The 15,629-nt window shown below is 33.7% G+C and carries 18 protein-coding genes; 15 read left to right on the top strand and 3 right to left on the bottom strand.

Translation table 11 applies throughout. The features are described 5' to 3' along the window. Positions 1–13 precede the first annotated feature (13 nt). The gene (locus U5A88_RS09235) at positions 14–1,243 is read right to left on the bottom strand and encodes an NAD(P)/FAD-dependent oxidoreductase (protein ID WP_354205785.1); all 1,230 of its coding nucleotides are present in this window, start codon (positions 1,241–1,243) and stop codon (positions 14–16) included. Between the two features lie 94 nt (positions 1,244–1,337). Here U5A88_RS09235 and U5A88_RS09230 point away from each other — a divergent pair, with 94 nt between their 5' ends. The 15 genes from U5A88_RS09230 to U5A88_RS09160 all read left to right on the top strand — a co-directional run bounded on the left by U5A88_RS09230 (position 1,338) and on the right by U5A88_RS09160 (position 14,224). Then, positions 1,338–2,867: an HAL/PAL/TAL family ammonia-lyase gene (locus U5A88_RS09230; protein WP_354205783.1), complete on the top strand. Its 1,530-nt coding sequence runs from the start codon at positions 1,338–1,340 to the stop codon at positions 2,865–2,867. A gap of 238 nt (positions 2,868–3,105) precedes the next feature. After that, complete coding sequence (locus tag U5A88_RS09225) at positions 3,106–4,245, top strand: WG repeat-containing protein (protein ID WP_354205781.1); 1,140 nt, start codon at positions 3,106–3,108, stop codon at positions 4,243–4,245. A gap of 21 nt (positions 4,246–4,266) precedes the next feature. Then, entirely contained in the window at positions 4,267–4,998 is a 732-nt protein-coding gene (fabG, locus tag U5A88_RS09220; RefSeq protein ID WP_354208165.1) for a 3-oxoacyl-ACP reductase FabG, read from the top strand. 14 nt (positions 4,999–5,012) lie between these two features. Continuing rightward, on the top strand, positions 5,013–6,230 hold the full coding sequence (locus U5A88_RS09215; RefSeq protein ID WP_354205779.1) for a beta-ketoacyl-[acyl-carrier-protein] synthase family protein: 1,218 nt from the start codon (positions 5,013–5,015) through the stop codon (positions 6,228–6,230). Positions 6,231–6,238: 8 nt separating this feature from the next. Beyond that, positions 6,239–6,481 (top strand): acyl carrier protein, encoded by a 243-nt coding sequence (locus U5A88_RS09210; protein WP_354205777.1) that lies wholly within the window; start codon positions 6,239–6,241, stop codon positions 6,479–6,481. 9 nt (positions 6,482–6,490) lie between these two features. Next, on the top strand, positions 6,491–7,375 hold the full coding sequence (locus U5A88_RS09205) for an LpxL/LpxP family acyltransferase (protein WP_354205775.1): 885 nt from the start codon (positions 6,491–6,493) through the stop codon (positions 7,373–7,375). Then, positions 7,372–8,310, top strand: a complete 939-nt coding sequence (locus U5A88_RS09200; protein WP_354205773.1) for a flavodoxin family protein — start codon at positions 7,372–7,374, stop codon at positions 8,308–8,310. Before U5A88_RS09205 ends, U5A88_RS09200 begins: the two co-directional genes overlap by 4 nt. A 39-nt stretch (positions 8,311–8,349) precedes the next feature. Beyond that, on the top strand, positions 8,350–9,483 hold the full coding sequence (locus tag U5A88_RS09195; protein WP_354205771.1) for a beta-ketoacyl-ACP synthase III: 1,134 nt from the start codon (positions 8,350–8,352) through the stop codon (positions 9,481–9,483). A gap of 1 nt (position 9,484) precedes the next feature. Continuing rightward, positions 9,485–9,910: a hypothetical protein gene (locus U5A88_RS09190; protein WP_354205769.1), complete on the top strand. Its 426-nt coding sequence runs from the start codon at positions 9,485–9,487 to the stop codon at positions 9,908–9,910. Beyond that, the gene (locus U5A88_RS09185) at positions 9,911–10,369 is read left to right on the top strand and encodes an ABC transporter permease (RefSeq protein WP_354205767.1); all 459 of its coding nucleotides are present in this window, start codon (positions 9,911–9,913) and stop codon (positions 10,367–10,369) included. It begins immediately after the preceding gene. A gap of 3 nt (positions 10,370–10,372) precedes the next feature. Continuing rightward, positions 10,373–10,780, top strand: coding sequence for a hypothetical protein (locus U5A88_RS09180; protein WP_354205765.1), 408 nt, complete (start codon positions 10,373–10,375; stop codon positions 10,778–10,780). Beyond that, complete coding sequence (locus U5A88_RS09175) at positions 10,777–11,772, top strand: BtrH N-terminal domain-containing protein (RefSeq protein WP_354205764.1); 996 nt, start codon at positions 10,777–10,779, stop codon at positions 11,770–11,772. Before U5A88_RS09180 ends, U5A88_RS09175 begins: the two co-directional genes overlap by 4 nt. Before the next feature lies 1 nt (position 11,773). Continuing rightward, on the top strand, positions 11,774–12,529 hold the full coding sequence (locus U5A88_RS09170; protein WP_354205762.1) for an ABC transporter ATP-binding protein: 756 nt from the start codon (positions 11,774–11,776) through the stop codon (positions 12,527–12,529). After that, complete coding sequence (locus U5A88_RS09165) at positions 12,522–13,811, top strand: ABC transporter permease (RefSeq protein WP_354205760.1); 1,290 nt, start codon at positions 12,522–12,524, stop codon at positions 13,809–13,811. The genes U5A88_RS09170 and U5A88_RS09165 overlap by 8 nt, the downstream gene beginning before the upstream one ends. After that, positions 13,808–14,224, top strand: coding sequence for an acyl-CoA thioesterase (locus tag U5A88_RS09160; protein ID WP_354205758.1), 417 nt, complete (start codon positions 13,808–13,810; stop codon positions 14,222–14,224). The genes U5A88_RS09165 and U5A88_RS09160 overlap by 4 nt, the downstream gene beginning before the upstream one ends. A gap of 64 nt (positions 14,225–14,288) precedes the next feature. Here the strand turns inward: U5A88_RS09160 and U5A88_RS09155 are convergent, their stop codons facing one another. Together U5A88_RS09155 and U5A88_RS09150 are read right to left on the bottom strand one after the other, a co-directional pair. Beyond that, positions 14,289–14,951 carry an ABC transporter ATP-binding protein gene (locus U5A88_RS09155; protein ID WP_354208163.1) on the bottom strand — a complete coding sequence of 221 codons (663 nt, stop codon included), beginning with the start codon at positions 14,949–14,951 and terminating at the stop codon, positions 14,289–14,291. 10 nt (positions 14,952–14,961) lie between these two features. Then, positions 14,962–15,570 (bottom strand): DUF4097 family beta strand repeat-containing protein, encoded by a 609-nt coding sequence (locus U5A88_RS09150; RefSeq protein ID WP_354205756.1) that lies wholly within the window; start codon positions 15,568–15,570, stop codon positions 14,962–14,964. Positions 15,571–15,629: the final 59 nt, after the last annotated feature.

Raw genomic sequence — 15,629 nt, 5'->3', positions numbered from 1 at the left:
AGAAGAGAAATTACTAGTTACTCATGTCAATTAGATGAGCCATAGAGCGTACAGCTCTATCATGTTTTTTTACAAACGGATTTGTCTCATCCCAAACATAGCCAGCTAACACCGCACAAATTTTTTCTTTTACTTCGGGATTTTCAGGTCTATGAAAAAATAAAGTTTGTAAGTTTTCTGTGTACCATTCTTTTACATAGGTAGAAAATACATCTACCCCTTTTTTAATGTAATTAGTATATTCATTTTCCCAATCTACTGTTTCTCCGTTTAGTTGTCGCTCTACCAATTTAGCAGCTAATAAAGAAGACTCTGTAGCAAAAGCCACACCCGACGAAAAAACAGGATCTAAGAACTCAGAACTATTTCCGGTTAATGCGTAACCATCGCCATAGAGTTGTTTAACCGATTTTGAATAATTTTTAATGCAGATAGGGTCGAACAAATAGTCCACATCTTTAAATCTATCGTAATAATATGTAGATAGTTTTAACATTTCAGACAGCATTTTGGATGTATCTCCTTGATAAGATTCAATAAATTCTGTTGGCCCAACAAAACCAATGCTGGTATTGCCATTAGAAAATGGAATTACCCATAGCCAGACTTTTGCCTTAACAATATCAAAAGTAATTAAAGTGCCCTCAGTACCTTCAGGTCTGTTACTATCCTTAACATGTGTAAAAATTGAAGAATGCTTGGGTAGCGTTGAAGGTTTTTCCAAATCTAACAATCGGGGCAAAACCCTTCCATAGCCACTGGAATCAATTACAAACTTGGCATTGATATTTTTTTTATTGCCATTTTTATCTTTAATAGTGGTTTGCGAACTAGTTCCGCTGAACTGTACATCAGTTACTTCCCATTCAAAGGCAATAGCTACTCCTTTTCTTATAACTTCATCGGCCAACGCTTTGTCAAAATCGGCTCTAGGCACTTGCCAAGTCCAGTCCCAGCCTTTAGTGTATTTTTTACTAAAATCAAAATGGCATACAACATCATCTCTCATAAAACGTGCTCCATGCTTTTTTTCAAAGTTTTGAGCATCTAAACAGTCAAAAAGATCAACCTCTTTAAAATGTTCCATCGATTTAGGTAATAAACTTTCACCTATTACAAACCTTGGGAATTTCGATTTTTCCACAACTTGAACCGATAAGCCTTTTTTATATAAATAAGCTGCAGAAACACATCCCGAAGGACCCGCACCAATAATTAAAACATCTACATTTTCCGTATTCATTGCTGATTTTTGACTGATTTCTGTGTAAAAATATTAAATTTGTCGCTTCAATATATCATAAAAGTGAATTATTTATCAATAAACCCTGCAGTGAATGCTTAATATTAAAGGAGAACTAGATTTAAAAGATTTTTACGAAGTAATTTTTAATAAAAGCAGTATTGAGTTAGACAAAACCTTACTAAATAGAGTAGAAAATAGCTTTAATTTTCTCAAAGAATTTTCTGAAAACAAAGTAATTTATGGTGTAAATACAGGATTTGGCCCAATGGCTCAATACAAGATTAAGGATGAAGATCAAATTCAGTTACAATATAACCTAATTCGCAGTCACGCTTCTGGTGTAGGAAATCCTATTCCCGAAATGTATGTAAAAGCAGCTATGTTGGCTCGTTTAAATACATTGAGTTTAGGAAACTCTGGAGTACACCCTTCTGTTGTTAAATTGATGAAGGAATTCATAAATAGAGATATTACTCCCTTAATATATGAACATGGAGGTGTTGGAGCTAGTGGCGATTTAGTACAATTAGCACATTTAGCATTGGTATTAATTGGAGAAGGAGAAGTTTTTTACAAAGGAGAACGTTTAGAAACTGCTGAAGTTTTTAAAATAGAAGGATTAAAACCAATTCATGTTGAGCTACGTGAAGGATTGGGGTTGATTAACGGCACTTCAGTAATGACAGGTATTGGTATTGTAAACGTAATTTACACCAAACGTTTACTAAATTGGGTATTGAAATGTTCATCGGCTATCAATGAAGTAGTAGAGGCTTATGACGATCATTTGTCAGAAGAATTGAACAACACTAAAAAGCATAAGGGTCAGCAAGAGATTGCCAAAAAAATGCGAGAGCACTTAAAGGATAGCTCTTTGACACGAAATAGAGAAGAATATTTATATAACGGTAATGGGAGTAGTACTGTATTTAAGGAAAAAGTACAAGAATATTATTCGTTACGTTGCGTTCCTCAAATTTTAGGGCCTGTTTTAGATACATTAAAAAGTGTGCAAAAAATATTGATCGAGGAGGTAAATTCTGCCAATGATAATCCAATAGTTGATGTTAAAAAGCAACAAGTATATCATGGGGGTAATTTTCATGGTGATTATGTTTCTTTAGAAATGGACAAATTAAAAATTGTTACCACAAAAATGACAATGTTGGCGGAACGACAGTTGAATTATTTGTTAAACTCGAAGTTGAACGATATTTTGCCTCCATTCGTTAATTTAGGACAATTGGGATTAAACTTCGGAATGCAAGGCGTTCAATTTACTGCAACTTCTACAACTGCTGAAAGTCAGACTTTATCTAATCCAATGTATGTGCATAGTATTCCTAATAATAATGACAATCAAGATATTGTAAGTATGGGTACCAATGCGGCTCTAATGACTAAAAAAGTGATTGAAAATGCCTACGAAGTTGTTGCTATTGAAATGATTACTATTGTCCAAGCGATTGAATATTTGGAATTTCAAGATAAAGTTTCTTCGACAACCAAAACATTGTTTGATGCCGTCCGAAATCTTGTACCAGCGTTTAAGGAAGATTTAATTATGTATCCTTATGTTGGTGCAGTAAAAAAATATTTAATGGAAACAAAGAGTAATTAATTTTTTAGTAAATTTAACTCTTGCAAATTATACACTATTTCTTACAAGTTATACATTAAAACCATCATTATTCAACTTAATTCCTAAATTTGAATTAAAAATCTAATATTATGAAATGAGCATAAACAAATTTTATCATTACATTCGAACTGAGATGATCAAATTTTTTATGCGAATTCCTGAATGTGTAGAAATTTTTAGTTTCTTTACTTTCAGCAAACTATAAAATTTTAAACAGATGAAAAAATTTACCTTATTAATTGTTTTTAGTATTATTTTTCAATTTGCATTTGCTCAAAAGGCCGCAAGAATTACACAAGATAAAAAGGTAGGATATATCAACCATTCTGGAGATTGGATTCTAGAACCAACCTATGATAAAGGAGGCGAATTCTCTAACGGACTCGCACCAGTTAACAAAGATAAAAAATGGGGATTTATAAATGCTAAAGGAGAAGTTGTCATTGAACTTCAATTTGACAGGGTTAAGGCATTTGATAGTGGTTTGGCACTTGTAGAAAACAACAAGCGTTGGTTCTATATTAATAAAGAAGGGAAAGAAGTAGATATGCCATCGTCTGAAAAATTATTTGATTTTGTAGATGGTTTAGCATATATAAAACGTGGTGAAAAAGTGGGTTTACTTAATCCGAAAGGAGAAATTATTTTAGAACCTAAATATGATGAGATTCAGCGGTTTCATAATGGATACGCTAAAGTACAAGTTGGAGAGAGTTGGGGTTTGATTGATAAAACCGGAAAAGAGAAAATTGAACCTATCTACCAAGGATTAGGGATATGGTCTGATGGAATTATTATCGCCAAAAAGAATGATGTAAATGGCCTTTTAATAAATGGAGAATTTATAAGAGTAGATGGGGCAATGAAAATTTGGCCGTTTAGAGACGGTGAAGAACTTACGTATGCCAACAATTCAGAAAAAATAGCTGGTTTTATTAATAGAAAAGGTGATTGGGTAATTGAACCTAAATTTAAAAAGGTAAAAGCTTTTGTTAATGGATTGGCTCCAGCATCTACCAATGGTAAATTATGGGGTTATATTAACCCTAAAGGGGAAATGGTAATTCCTGAAAAATTTAGGGATGCTGAAATATTCAGTAGTAACGGATTGGCTCCAGTAAAAGTGAATAAACTTTGGGGCTTTATCAATAAATCAGGAGAATTGGTTATAAAAGATAAATATAGAATCACCGGATTTAACCCTTTTGCTATGTTTTCAGCTACTGAAACCAAAGGTTTTATTGATGGTTACGCAAGGGTAAGTCTGGATAAGAAATGGGGTTTTATTGATGAACAAGGGAAACCTTTAAAAGATACATGGTTCGATAATGCAGAAGCCTTTGTAGATATTAACTAATACTAAATGACAAAAAATCACATGAAGTGTGCATTGGTAACAGGAGGGTCAAGAGGAATAGGAAAGGCTATTTGCAGAAAATTAGCAGAAGATTCCGATTATCATATCATAATAAATTATAACTCAAACAAAGAAGCCGCATTAGATACTTTAAAACAAGTTCAAGAGCAAGGTAATACAGGAGAAATTATTCAATTCAATGTTGCTGATGCTGATGCCGTAAAAAATCAGTTGGATACTTGGATGGCTAACAATGAAGATTCAATTATTGAAGTATTAGTAAACAATGCTGGTATTACAAAAGATGGTTTGTTTATGTGGATGCCCGCCGAAGATTGGCACAATGTAATCAACACCAGTTTGAGTGGTTTTTATAACGTTACAAACCATTTAATTCAAAAAATGTTGAGCAATCGCTACGGTAGAATTATAAATATGGTTTCTGTTTCTGGGGTAAAAGGTACTCCAGGTCAAACCAACTATTCAGCTGCCAAAGGTGCCATTATTGCGGCTACAAAAGCTTTAGCACAAGAGGTTGCAAAACGAAAAATAACAGTTAATGCGGTTGCTCCAGGTTTTATAAATTCCGATATGACGGCAGAATTGGATGAAAAAGAATTGAAAAGAATGATTCCCGTAAACCGATTTGGTGATGCCGAAGAGGTTGCTGACTTGGTTTCGTTTTTAGCTTCAAAAAAATCTTCTTACATTACAGGTGAGGTAATAAATATTAATGGTGGTATCTACTCATAATTGCTGAATAAAAAATGAACAGGGTTGTAATCACAGGATTGGGCATTTACTCTTGTATTGGGAGTAATTTAGAGGAGGTTAAGGAATCTTTATACAAAGGTAAATCGGGAATTATATTTGATGCTGAACGTAAAGATTTTGGATATCGTTCTGCTTTGACGGGTAGGATTGCTGAGCCTGATTTAAAAAAATTACTATCTAGAAGACAGCGTATTAGCATGGGTGAAGAAGCTCAATACGCTTATGTTTCTACAATCGAGGCATTAAAAAATGCAGGAATTACTCAAGATTTTTTAGATGCTAATGAAGTTGGAATTCTTTTTGGAAATGACAGTACTGCTAGATCAGTTATTGAATCAATTGATAAAGTAAGAGAAAAAAATGATACCACATTGGTCGGTTCAGGAGCTATTTTTAAAGCGATGAACTCTACCGTAAATATGAATTTATCAACCATTTTTAAACTAAAAGGTGTAAACTTTACAATTAGTGCCGCTTGTGCTAGTGGCTCTCATGCAATCGGGATAGGGTATCATTTGATAAAAAGTGGACTCCAAGACATTATAATTTGTGGTGGTGCTCAAGAAATTAACAAACTAGCAATGGCTAGTTTTGATGGCTTAGGTGTGTTTTCTATTGGTGAAGATAATCCTGCTGGAGCATCAAAACCTTTTGATATTGAGAGAGATGGTTTAATACCAAGTGGAGGTGCTGCTACTGTTATTTTAGAAAGTTATGAATCGGCTGTAAAAAGAGGAGCACCTATTTTAGGCGAAATTGTTGGTTATGGATTTTCATCAAATGGTGACCACATTTCAACTCCAAATGCAGACGGTCCAACAAAAGCTATGCAAAAAGCTATAGATGAAGCTGAAATAGATGTTTCTTCTATTGATTATGTAAATGCTCACGCAACTTCTACACCAGTTGGTGATGCTAATGAAGCTAAGGCTATTTATAATATTTTTGGAGATAATGGGCCTTATGTAAGTTCTACAAAATCTATGACGGGTCATGAGTGCTGGATGGCAGGTGCAAGTGAAATTGTATATTCTATGTTAATGATGCAACATTCTTTTGTAGCACCAAACATAAATCTAAAAATACCTGACGAAGATTCAGCTAAATTAAACATTGCAAGGCATACCATAGATAAAAAAATTGATGTATTTTTGTCGAATTCTTTTGGGTTTGGGGGTACAAACTCTGCATTGATAATTAAAAAGGTATAACTATGATTATGAAGAAAGAAGAAATCATTGATAAGATTAATGACTTCCTTATTGATGAGTTTGAAGTTGAAGAAGATGCTATTAGTCCTGATGCTAATTTAAAGGATACGTTGGAACTGGATAGTCTTGATTTTGTAGATTTAGTTGTAGCTGTCGAATCAAATTTTGGTGTAAAATTAGTGGGTGAAGATTTTGTAAATATTACCACACTTCAAGATTTTTATAATCTTATAGAAAGAAAGCTAGGTTAAAAATCTATTATGGCACAATGGGAAGGAAAATCCAGAGGTACCGTTTTAGGCTATAAAATTTTTATTTTTTTGATGATAAAGTTGGGCTTGGGTTCGGCTTATTTTATTTTATATTTTGTTGCTTTTTATTTTTTGTTATTTTCCCCAGAAGGCACAAAATCTTCCTACTATTATTTCAGAAAAAGATTATCTTACTCAAAGCTAAAAAGTGTTTTTAGTGTCTATCAAAGTTATTATAAGTTTGGGCAAACAATTATTGATAAAGTGGCGATCAGATCAGGATTAAGAAATAAATTTACCTACGATTTTGATGGAATTGACAAGTTAAGAGAGCTCATTGCAAATAAGAAAGGTGGTATTTTAATCAGTGCACATGTTGGTAATTTTGAAATAGCCGATTTCTTTTTAAAAGAAGTTGATTTTAACGCTCAGATTAATATTGTAACTACAGATCAAGAACATAGTGATATTAAAGAATATTTAGAATCCGTTTCACAAAAGTCAAGTGTCAAATTAATCTTGATTAAGGAAGATTTATCTCATATATTTGACATTAATACTGCACTGGCCAATAATGAATTGATTTGTTTTACTGGTGATCGGTATTTTCAAGGAACACGATTTTTAGAAGAAGAGTTATTGGGTGAAAACGCCAAATTTCCGGCAGGCCCATTTTTGTTGGCATCGCGACTTAAAGTGCCAGTAGCTTTTGTATATGTAATGAAAGAAACCAACAAACACTATCATTTGTTTACACGTTTGGCTAGGGCTAAGCAAAGAGATGCTCAAGGATTATTGCAAAATTACACGCAAAGTATAGAATGGATTTTAAATCAATACCCGTTGCAATGGTTTAACTATTTTGATTTTTGGGAGGATACAAACAATTCATGAAAAACGTACTCGTAATATATTATACACAATCAGGGCAGCTATTAGAGATTGCACAAAATGTGGCACAAAAATTAGAAAGTTCAGAAGATGTAAATGTTACATATCATCAAATAAAACCCGTTGAAACATATGGTTTCCCTTGGAAGGCCGATAAATTTTTTGATACTTTTCCAGAATCATTTCTGCAAATTCCATGTGAATTAGAAGAACCTAAGGCTGAAATTATTTCTCAAAAATATGACCTAGTCATCTTGGCATATCAAGTTTGGTACTTAACACCTTCAATTCCAATCAATTCATTTTTAAAATCAGATGAAGCTAAAAAAATATTGAAAAACACTCCAGTAGTTACCCTAATAGGCTGTAGAAATATGTGGATTAAAGCTCAGGAGAAAATGAAGGTTTTACTACAAGAGAATCAGGCTAAATTAGTCGGTAATATTGCTTTAGTAGATAGGAATATCAATCATATAAGTGTAATTACTATCGAAAAATGGATGTTTAGTGGTAAAAAGGAGAACTATTTGGGCATTTTTCCTAAACCTGGGGTTTCTCAAAAGGATATAGACGAATCGGTAAAATTTGGTACACCAATCTTGGAAAGTTTGAGACAAAACAATTATGATTCTTTACAAGGTAATTTGCTGAAAATGGGTGCGATAAGGATAAAACCATTTTTAATTACAATGGATAAAAGAGCCAATGTAATTTTTGATAAATGGTCTAATTTTATCATAAAAAAAGGGAATCCTGGAGAACCCAAACGATTAAAATGGGTTCGGGTTTTTGATAAATACCTTAAATTTGCCATTTGGGGCTTTGGTCCTATACTTTTTATTGTATTTTTGCTGACTTATTTGCCTATGATCGGCAAGATTAAAAAGGACCAAAAATATTACGCGTCTGTTAAACTAAGGGGAGAACCTAATGCATAAATAGTTAGGAAGTTTCTCAAAAAATAGTATTTTTAAAGAATGAATGACGTTTACATAACCAGAATTGCAAAATTCTTACCTAATAACCCGGTTTCTAATGACGAAATGGAAGGAAAATTGGGTATTTTAAATGGAAAATCTTCCAAAGCTAAAGGAGTAGTATTACGCAATAATAAAATCAAAACAAGATATTATGCCATTGATGATAATGGAAATATTACACACAATAATGCCCAATTAACCAAAGAGGCAATTGAATCACTTTGTGATAGTGATTTTACACCCCAAGATATTGAATTGTTATCTTGCGGAACTTCTAGTCCCGATCAGATTTTACCATCGCATACGGCCATGGTTCACGGTTTTCTTAAAAATAGAAATTTAGAGATAAATTCGCCTTCAGGTGCTTGTTGTTCTGGTATGAATGCATTAAAATATGGATTTTTATCCGTTAAAGCACAACAAGTTAATAATGCAGTTTGTGCTGGTTCTGAACGTACATCTTCTTGGATGATGGCCAATACTTTTGAAGAAGAAGTCAACCACTTAAAAACGTTGGAAGAGCGACCAATTATTGCTTTTGATAAAGAATTTTTGCGTTGGATGCTCTCTGATGGAGCTGGTGCTTTTTTGCTAGAAAGTGAACCTAAAGGAAAGCAACCCTTAAAAATTGAATGGATAGAAGGCTATTCTTATGCTCATGAATTAGAAACCTGCATGTATGCAGGCGGAGATAAATTGGAGAATGGGCAATTAAAACCTTGGAGTGAGTTTCCTGCACATGATTGGAGCGAACAATCTCTGTTTGCCATGAAGCAAGATGTAAAATTATTGAGCGAAAATATTTTAGTAAAAGGCGTCGATAGTTTAAAGCAAGCTTTAGGTAAGCACAATGTAAAGCCGGAAGATTTAACGTATTATTTACCACATATTTCTTCTTATTTTTTTAAGGATAAACTGTATGAAGAAATGGTGAAACAAGATTTTGTAGTACCGTTAGACAAGTGGTTCATGAATTTGGAGAGAATCGGAAATGTTGGAGCCGCTTCTATTTACATTATGTTGGAGGAGCTTGTGAATTCTGGTAAATTGAACAAAGGCGATAAAATTTTATTGCATGTTCCTGAAAGTGCTAGATTTGCATATAATTACGCACTATTAACCGTTTGCTAAGTTGAGTAATGGTTCAAAAAACATATCCGTAACTGAACTAATTCCACAAAAAACACCGTTTGTAATGGTTGATAAACTATTGCAATATACAGAGAGCGAAGTTACTTCTAGTTTAACCATTTCTGACACCAATATTTTTACTGAAAATAATGCATTTACTGAACCAGGTTTAATTGAACATATGGCTCAAACTGTGGCACTGCATACGGGTTATAAATATTATCTACAAAATAAACCTTCACCAACAGGTTATATAGGTTCCATTAAAAGTATAGAAATTCTTAAATTGCCAAAGCTAAATGATAGGCTAATCACAAAAGCTACTATTTTACACGAAATAATGGGTTTTACTTTGGTTGCTGTTGACGTAACTTTAGATGGTGTATCTATTGCTAATGGCGAAATGAAAACCGTAGTTGCAAATTAATTGGATAATAACGCTACTCATATTAATATTAAAAATTTTTTACCACATAGAGCTCCTATGTTAATGGTGGATAATGTACTATTTATTGATGACCAAAGTGTTAAAACTAATTTTTTGATAAAACCGGATTGCATTTTCGTTGACGAAAACAGATTTTCTGAATCTGGGTTAATAGAGAATGCTGCTCAGACGTGTTCGGCAATAGTAGGTAAGAGTTTTTTTGACGAGGAAGATACTAAAGGTGAAAACAACCAAGTTGTAGGTTTTATTAGTGGGGTTAAGTCGTTTAATATCATTAAATTGCCATCTTTAAATGAAGTCATTATTACAACTGCCAATCTGATTTCAAGATTTGATGCAGAAGGATATAGCATTTGTGCTATAATGTGTATTATAGAAAACGAAAATTCTGTTTTAGCGAAATGTGAAATGAACTTATTTATCCAAGAAATTAAATAAGCGATGAAAAAAAGCGAGGTCCCACAAGATAAAAGTAATTTAGAGTCTGCCAATTTTAAGGAACTCTGTTATGCCGTTGATGAAGAAGGAAATTATATTACAGAAAATAGTTCTGGTTGGGATCCTAAGACTATTGCTTTGAACAATGCCATTGAAGAAATTAAAGAGCGTGTAGCTGAAGCAAAGAAACGGGTATTGAATAACGAAACTAGTCCGATAGAATATTATATGGAACTCCATAAAATGGATTTACCCATATTAGCAAGTTATGTTGGGCTATGGCAATGGCGTGTAAAAAGGCATTTTAAACCCAAAGTATTTAAAAAACTAAGCAAAAATTTATTACAGAAATATGCAAATGTCTTTGATGTTTCGGTTGAGCAATTGCAAGATATTACCAAAGAAATATGAAGATAGACTTTACACATCATCAATCTGCACATTGTGAAAATGGTGTAGTATCAAATTTATTAAAACATAAAGGACATCAAATTAGTGAACCGATGGTTTTTGGCATCGGGTCGGGACTTTTTTTTGTCTATATCCCGTTTTTAAAGGTAAACCATGCTCCCGTTGTTAGTTTTAGACCAATGCCAGGTATTATTTTTAAGCGTTTTGCAAAACGGGTAGGTATAAAAATTAAACGATTTAAGTTCAGAAATGAAAATAATGCGGAAAAAGCCTTGGAGGCTGAACTACAACGTAAAAACCCTGTTGGTTTACAAGTTGGCGTATATCATTTAACGTATTTTCCCGATGAGTACCGCTTTCACTTCAATGCACATAATTTGGTGGTATATGGTAAAGAAGAGGATACTTATTTAATAAGCGATCCTGTAATGGAAACGACTACCATTTTAACCAAAAAAGAACTGAATAGGGTACGGTTTGCTAAGGGAGCTATGGCTCCAAAAGGGCATATGTATTATCCTGTTGAATTTCCTGAAGAACTGAAGTTAGAAAGTGCTATAAAAAAAGGAATTAAAACGGTCTGTAGAGATATGTTGGCACCTGTGCCTTATGTGGGTGTAAGAGGTATGCGAACCATTGCAAAGCTGATTCGAAAATGGCCAAAAAAGAAAGGTATTAAAGTAGCCAATCACTATTTGGGACAATTGGTACGAATGCAAGAGGAAATTGGTACAGGCGGTGGTGGATTTCGTTTTATTTATGGAGCATTTTTGCAAGAAGCTGCTGTAATTTTAAATAATCCAAAACTAAAAGAATTGTCTTTAGAAATTACTGATATTGGTGATTCTTGGCGTGATTTTGCCGTTAACGCTTCGCGAATTTATAAAAATAGAAGCTCGGAATTGGATGCCTACAACAAAGTAGCGGATCAGTTGGTTGATATATCTAATAGGGAAGAGGTATTCTTTAAAAAATTAAAGAAGGCGATATAAAATGAACCCATCGGCAATTCATATAGAAACCCTTTCCAAAAAATATAAAGGAGCTGATGATTTCTCCATTAAAGAATTAAGTTTAAAAATTGAGAAGGGCGAAATCTACGGTCTTCTTGGCCCAAACGGTGCTGGAAAAACCACATTGATTTCCATGCTCTGCGGATTGCTAAAACCTACCTCTGGCGGTATTGCCATTAACGGATTATCGCTACGCGAAAATACTCAAAAAATAAAGCAGTTGATTGGTGTGGTGCCACAAGAATATGCATTGTATCCTACCTTAACGGCTTATGAAAACTTAATGTATTTTGGAGCAATGTATGGATTGACAGGGCAGACTTTAAAGTCGAAAGTAATGGAGAGTCTCGAGCATTTAGGGCTTGCAAAATTCCACAACAAAAAAATTAAAACCTTTTCGGGAGGAATGAAACGAAGGGTAAATTTGATTGCAGGTATTTTGCATAAGCCTGAAATTTTATTTTTAGACGAACCTACTGTTGGCGTGGATGTACAGTCTAAAAATGTAATTATTGAGCATTTAAAAATGTTGAATGCCAATGGAACAACAATTGTGTATACCTCACACCATTTAAACGAAGCGGAAACATTTTGTACTGAGGTCTCTATTATTGATAGAGGTAAAATTATTACTTCTGGAACACCAGAAGAGCTTGTAAAAAACACCAATGATGCTCACAATTTAGAAGATGTATTTATTCAGTTAACTGGAGAAGCCTTACGTGATTATGCATAAACTCATCCACTCTACATATAAGGAAATGCTGTTGCTCTCACGAGATTTAGGTGGTTTGGTCATTCTTTTTGTTATGCCTTTGGTATTGATAATTACTATTACCTTAATTCAAGACAGCTCGTACAGAACGATAAACGATGCTAAGATTCCCATTTTATATGTTGATAATGACCAAGGAGCAATTTCCACAACCATTTTAGAAAACCTCAAAGAGAGTGATGCTTTTGAAATTATTGTCAATGACGATAATACGTTATTTACGGAAACTACGGCAAGAACAGCTGTACTAGAAGGAAAGTACCAAATGGCGGTTATCATTCCTCAAAATTTAAGTGCGGATTTAGATAAAAAAGTTAACCAAAACGTAGCGAAAATTTTAAGTGAATTTGGGGTTGAGGATGAGTCGAAAATGGAATATGAGGTTCTTTCTGTTAAAGAAATCAAACTCTATTTTGATCCTGCGGTACAAAAAACCTTCAAAAATGCGGTGATGAACAGTATCGATAAAATGATTTCACGTATCGAATCCAAATCCATTTACGAAGCCTTTCAAGCAGAATTAAGTGATGGTGATTCTGACGGAAAGAATCCATTGTTGACCGAAAACAATTTTGTTTCGTTTAAGGAAATCAATCCAAAAGAAGGAGCAGAAGTGACCTTACCAAATTCAACACAGCACAACGTACCCGCGTGGACATTGTTTGCTATATTTTTTATTGTGATTCCATTGTCCATTAATATTGTAAAAGAAAAAAATCAAGGCACGTTTGTTAGGTTACGTACCAATCCCGTTTCATATTTGACTGTCTTGGGCGGAAAAACCATTACCTATTTACTAGTATGCTTGATTCAATTTTTATTGATGTTGATGGTAGGTGTTTACATTTTGCCAATGCTCGGATTGCATGCTCTTGAAATTGGATCTAACTTTTTTGTCCTATTTGTAGTTGCCTTGTTTTCCGGCTTGGCAGCTGTAGGTTTTGGTACTTTATTGGGGACTTTGGCCACTACTCCCGAACAATCGGCCCCTTTAGGAGCAACAATGGTAGTAATTCTCGCCGCTATTGGAGGTGTTTGGGTACCTGTATTTTTAATGCCAGAATTTATGCAACTATTATCTAATATTTCACCGATGAATTGGGGCTTAAATGCCTTTTATGATGTATTATTGCGTAATGGTGGTATTGCCGAAATAGTACCAGAAATAGGATTGTTATTGTTGTTTTTTATAATTACGGTGACAATTTCTATTTGGTATGATAAAAAGAAAAGAATGGTATGAATAAGTTGAGTATTAAATCAGAAATTCGTGTTCGTTTTAACGAAACTGACCCATTGGGTATCGTTTGGCATGGCAATTACATTACCTATTTTGAAGACGGAAGGGAGGCTTTTGGCAGGGCACATGGCATTTCCTATTTAGATGTAAAAGCAAACGGTTTTGCAACACCTATTGTAAAATCGTCTTGCGAGCACAAACTACCTTTAAAATATGGAGATATAGCCACTATTGAAACTACTTTTATCGATTCACCTGCTGCGAAAATGACATTTATCTATAAAATTTTTAATCCCGAAGGTAAAATAGTTTGCACAGGAGAAACCGTTCAAGTTTTTACGAATGATGATGGGGAATTGGCTTTGACAGCACCCAAATTCTTTGAAGATTGGAAACGTAAGGTTGGATTGATTTAAAGTGAATCTATTTATCTAAAATAAAAATTTTACATATGGTTGTCAGGTTGAGCGGAGTCGAAACCTAAACCATTCTACCATCCAACAAATTAATAATTCGTGAGCCATATTCCGCATTTTTTTCAGAATGTGTTACTTGAATGATAGTTACACCCTCCTTATTTAATTGCTTAAATATTTCCATTATTTCTTCACCCTGTTTAGAGTTCAAATTCCCCGTAGGTTCATCCGCCAATATTAATTTCGGATTTCCAATTAAGGCTCTGGCAACCCCGACCAATTGTTGTTGACCACCGCTTAATTGCGTAGGAAACAATTTTTGTTTGCCTACAATATTAAAATGATCCAACATATCAGCAACCAAAGCTTTACGTTCTGAACCACTTATTTTTTTATACAATAAAGGCATTTCTAAGTTTTCATAAACAGTCAATTCATCTATTAAATGATACGCCTGAAAAACAAAACCGATATATTGTTTATACAAATTGGCACGATGTTTCTCCTTTAACGTATGGACTGACTCGTCCATAAAGTTATATTCACCTTCATCAAAGCCATCTAACATACCAATAATATTGAGCAAGGTTGATTTTCCAGAACCCGAAGGCCCCATTACGGAAATAAACTCTCCTTCTTCAACTTCTAGATTAATATCTTTTAACAGAAAAATACGTTGTCCACCTGAATTTACCCATTTAAAAATGTTGTTTAATTGTAATAGCATAGTTTTTATATTATTTAGATTTCTTATTTTCATTGTTGATAACCCTACCATCATGGGTAATACTTTCCACAATTCCAGTAACATTATTCAAAATAATGTTTCCATCGGAGGTTTGTGCATACACCTTTCCATTTAAATCAGTTAAGTGAATATTGCCATCACTAGAGATACATTTTTGGTCCAAAGCCAGTCCTTGTACTTTAATGTTTCCATCATTTGATGTCAACTCCGTGCTTGTTTCCCTTGGAACATATACTTTAAAATGAACATCGATTTTATCTTCGGGACGGGTAAAACCATTTTTAACTGTACTTACAACTTTTATTTCCAAACTTTTGGAGGTGTCTAGAATATCTAATTTCCATTGACCTTTGGTCATAACTTCCAGTTCCTTTTTGGTTACCTTTAAGACCTCGTCCAACTTGGTAACGGTGTAGAAAACGATCACGTCGTAGCCCTCGTTAGCTATTACCTCAATATCGCTATTATTTGAAGAAATTGTTAAATTTAATGGTTTTTCGACTTTAAAAGTTTCCTTAAATGAATAGTCTAAATTTTGGGATTGTACGGAAAAATAAAACGAAAGTGCGAATATTAATAAAAGAATTGTTTTTTTCATGATGAATGATTTTATATGTTTATTTGAAAGATGTGATTTTTTAGTTTGTTTTATTGTCA

The organism is Aureibaculum sp. 2308TA14-22 (assembly GCF_040538665.1).
Classification (GTDB): Bacteria; Bacteroidota; Bacteroidia; order Flavobacteriales; family Flavobacteriaceae; genus Aureibaculum.
This window is presented reverse-complemented; position numbering and strand designations above follow the sequence as displayed.

Bases quoted from the DNA above. Each gene is read 5' to 3' on its own strand.
- U5A88_RS09175 (WP_354205764.1), top strand. From the start codon at position 10,777: ATGAAGATAGACTTTACACATCATCAATCTGCACATTGTGAAAATGGT.
- U5A88_RS09200 (WP_354205773.1), top strand. From the start codon at position 7,372: ATGAAAAACGTACTCGTAATATATTATACACAATCAGGGCAGCTATTA.
- U5A88_RS09195 (WP_354205771.1), top strand. From the start codon at position 8,350: ATGAATGACGTTTACATAACCAGAATTGCAAAATTCTTACCTAATAAC.
- U5A88_RS09155 (WP_354208163.1), bottom strand. From the start codon at position 14,951: ATGCTATTACAATTAAACAACATTTTTAAATGGGTAAATTCAGGTGGA.
- U5A88_RS09170 (WP_354205762.1), top strand. From the start codon at position 11,774: ATGAACCCATCGGCAATTCATATAGAAACCCTTTCCAAAAAATATAAA.
- U5A88_RS09180 (WP_354205765.1), top strand. From the start codon at position 10,373: ATGAAAAAAAGCGAGGTCCCACAAGATAAAAGTAATTTAGAGTCTGCC.
- U5A88_RS09235 (WP_354205785.1), bottom strand. From the start codon at position 1,243: ATGAATACGGAAAATGTAGATGTTTTAATTATTGGTGCGGGTCCTTCG.
- fabG (WP_354208165.1), top strand. From the start codon at position 4,267: ATGAAGTGTGCATTGGTAACAGGAGGGTCAAGAGGAATAGGAAAGGCT.
- U5A88_RS09160 (WP_354205758.1), top strand. From the start codon at position 13,808: ATGAATAAGTTGAGTATTAAATCAGAAATTCGTGTTCGTTTTAACGAA.
- U5A88_RS09210 (WP_354205777.1), top strand. From the start codon at position 6,239: ATGAAGAAAGAAGAAATCATTGATAAGATTAATGACTTCCTTATTGAT.
- U5A88_RS09230 (WP_354205783.1), top strand. From the start codon at position 1,338: ATGCTTAATATTAAAGGAGAACTAGATTTAAAAGATTTTTACGAAGTA.
- U5A88_RS09205 (WP_354205775.1), top strand. From the start codon at position 6,491: ATGGCACAATGGGAAGGAAAATCCAGAGGTACCGTTTTAGGCTATAAA.
- U5A88_RS09165 (WP_354205760.1), top strand. From the start codon at position 12,522: ATGCATAAACTCATCCACTCTACATATAAGGAAATGCTGTTGCTCTCA.
- U5A88_RS09150 (WP_354205756.1), bottom strand. From the start codon at position 15,570: ATGAAAAAAACAATTCTTTTATTAATATTCGCACTTTCGTTTTATTTT.
- U5A88_RS09215 (WP_354205779.1), top strand. From the start codon at position 5,013: ATGAACAGGGTTGTAATCACAGGATTGGGCATTTACTCTTGTATTGGG.
- U5A88_RS09225 (WP_354205781.1), top strand. From the start codon at position 3,106: ATGAAAAAATTTACCTTATTAATTGTTTTTAGTATTATTTTTCAATTT.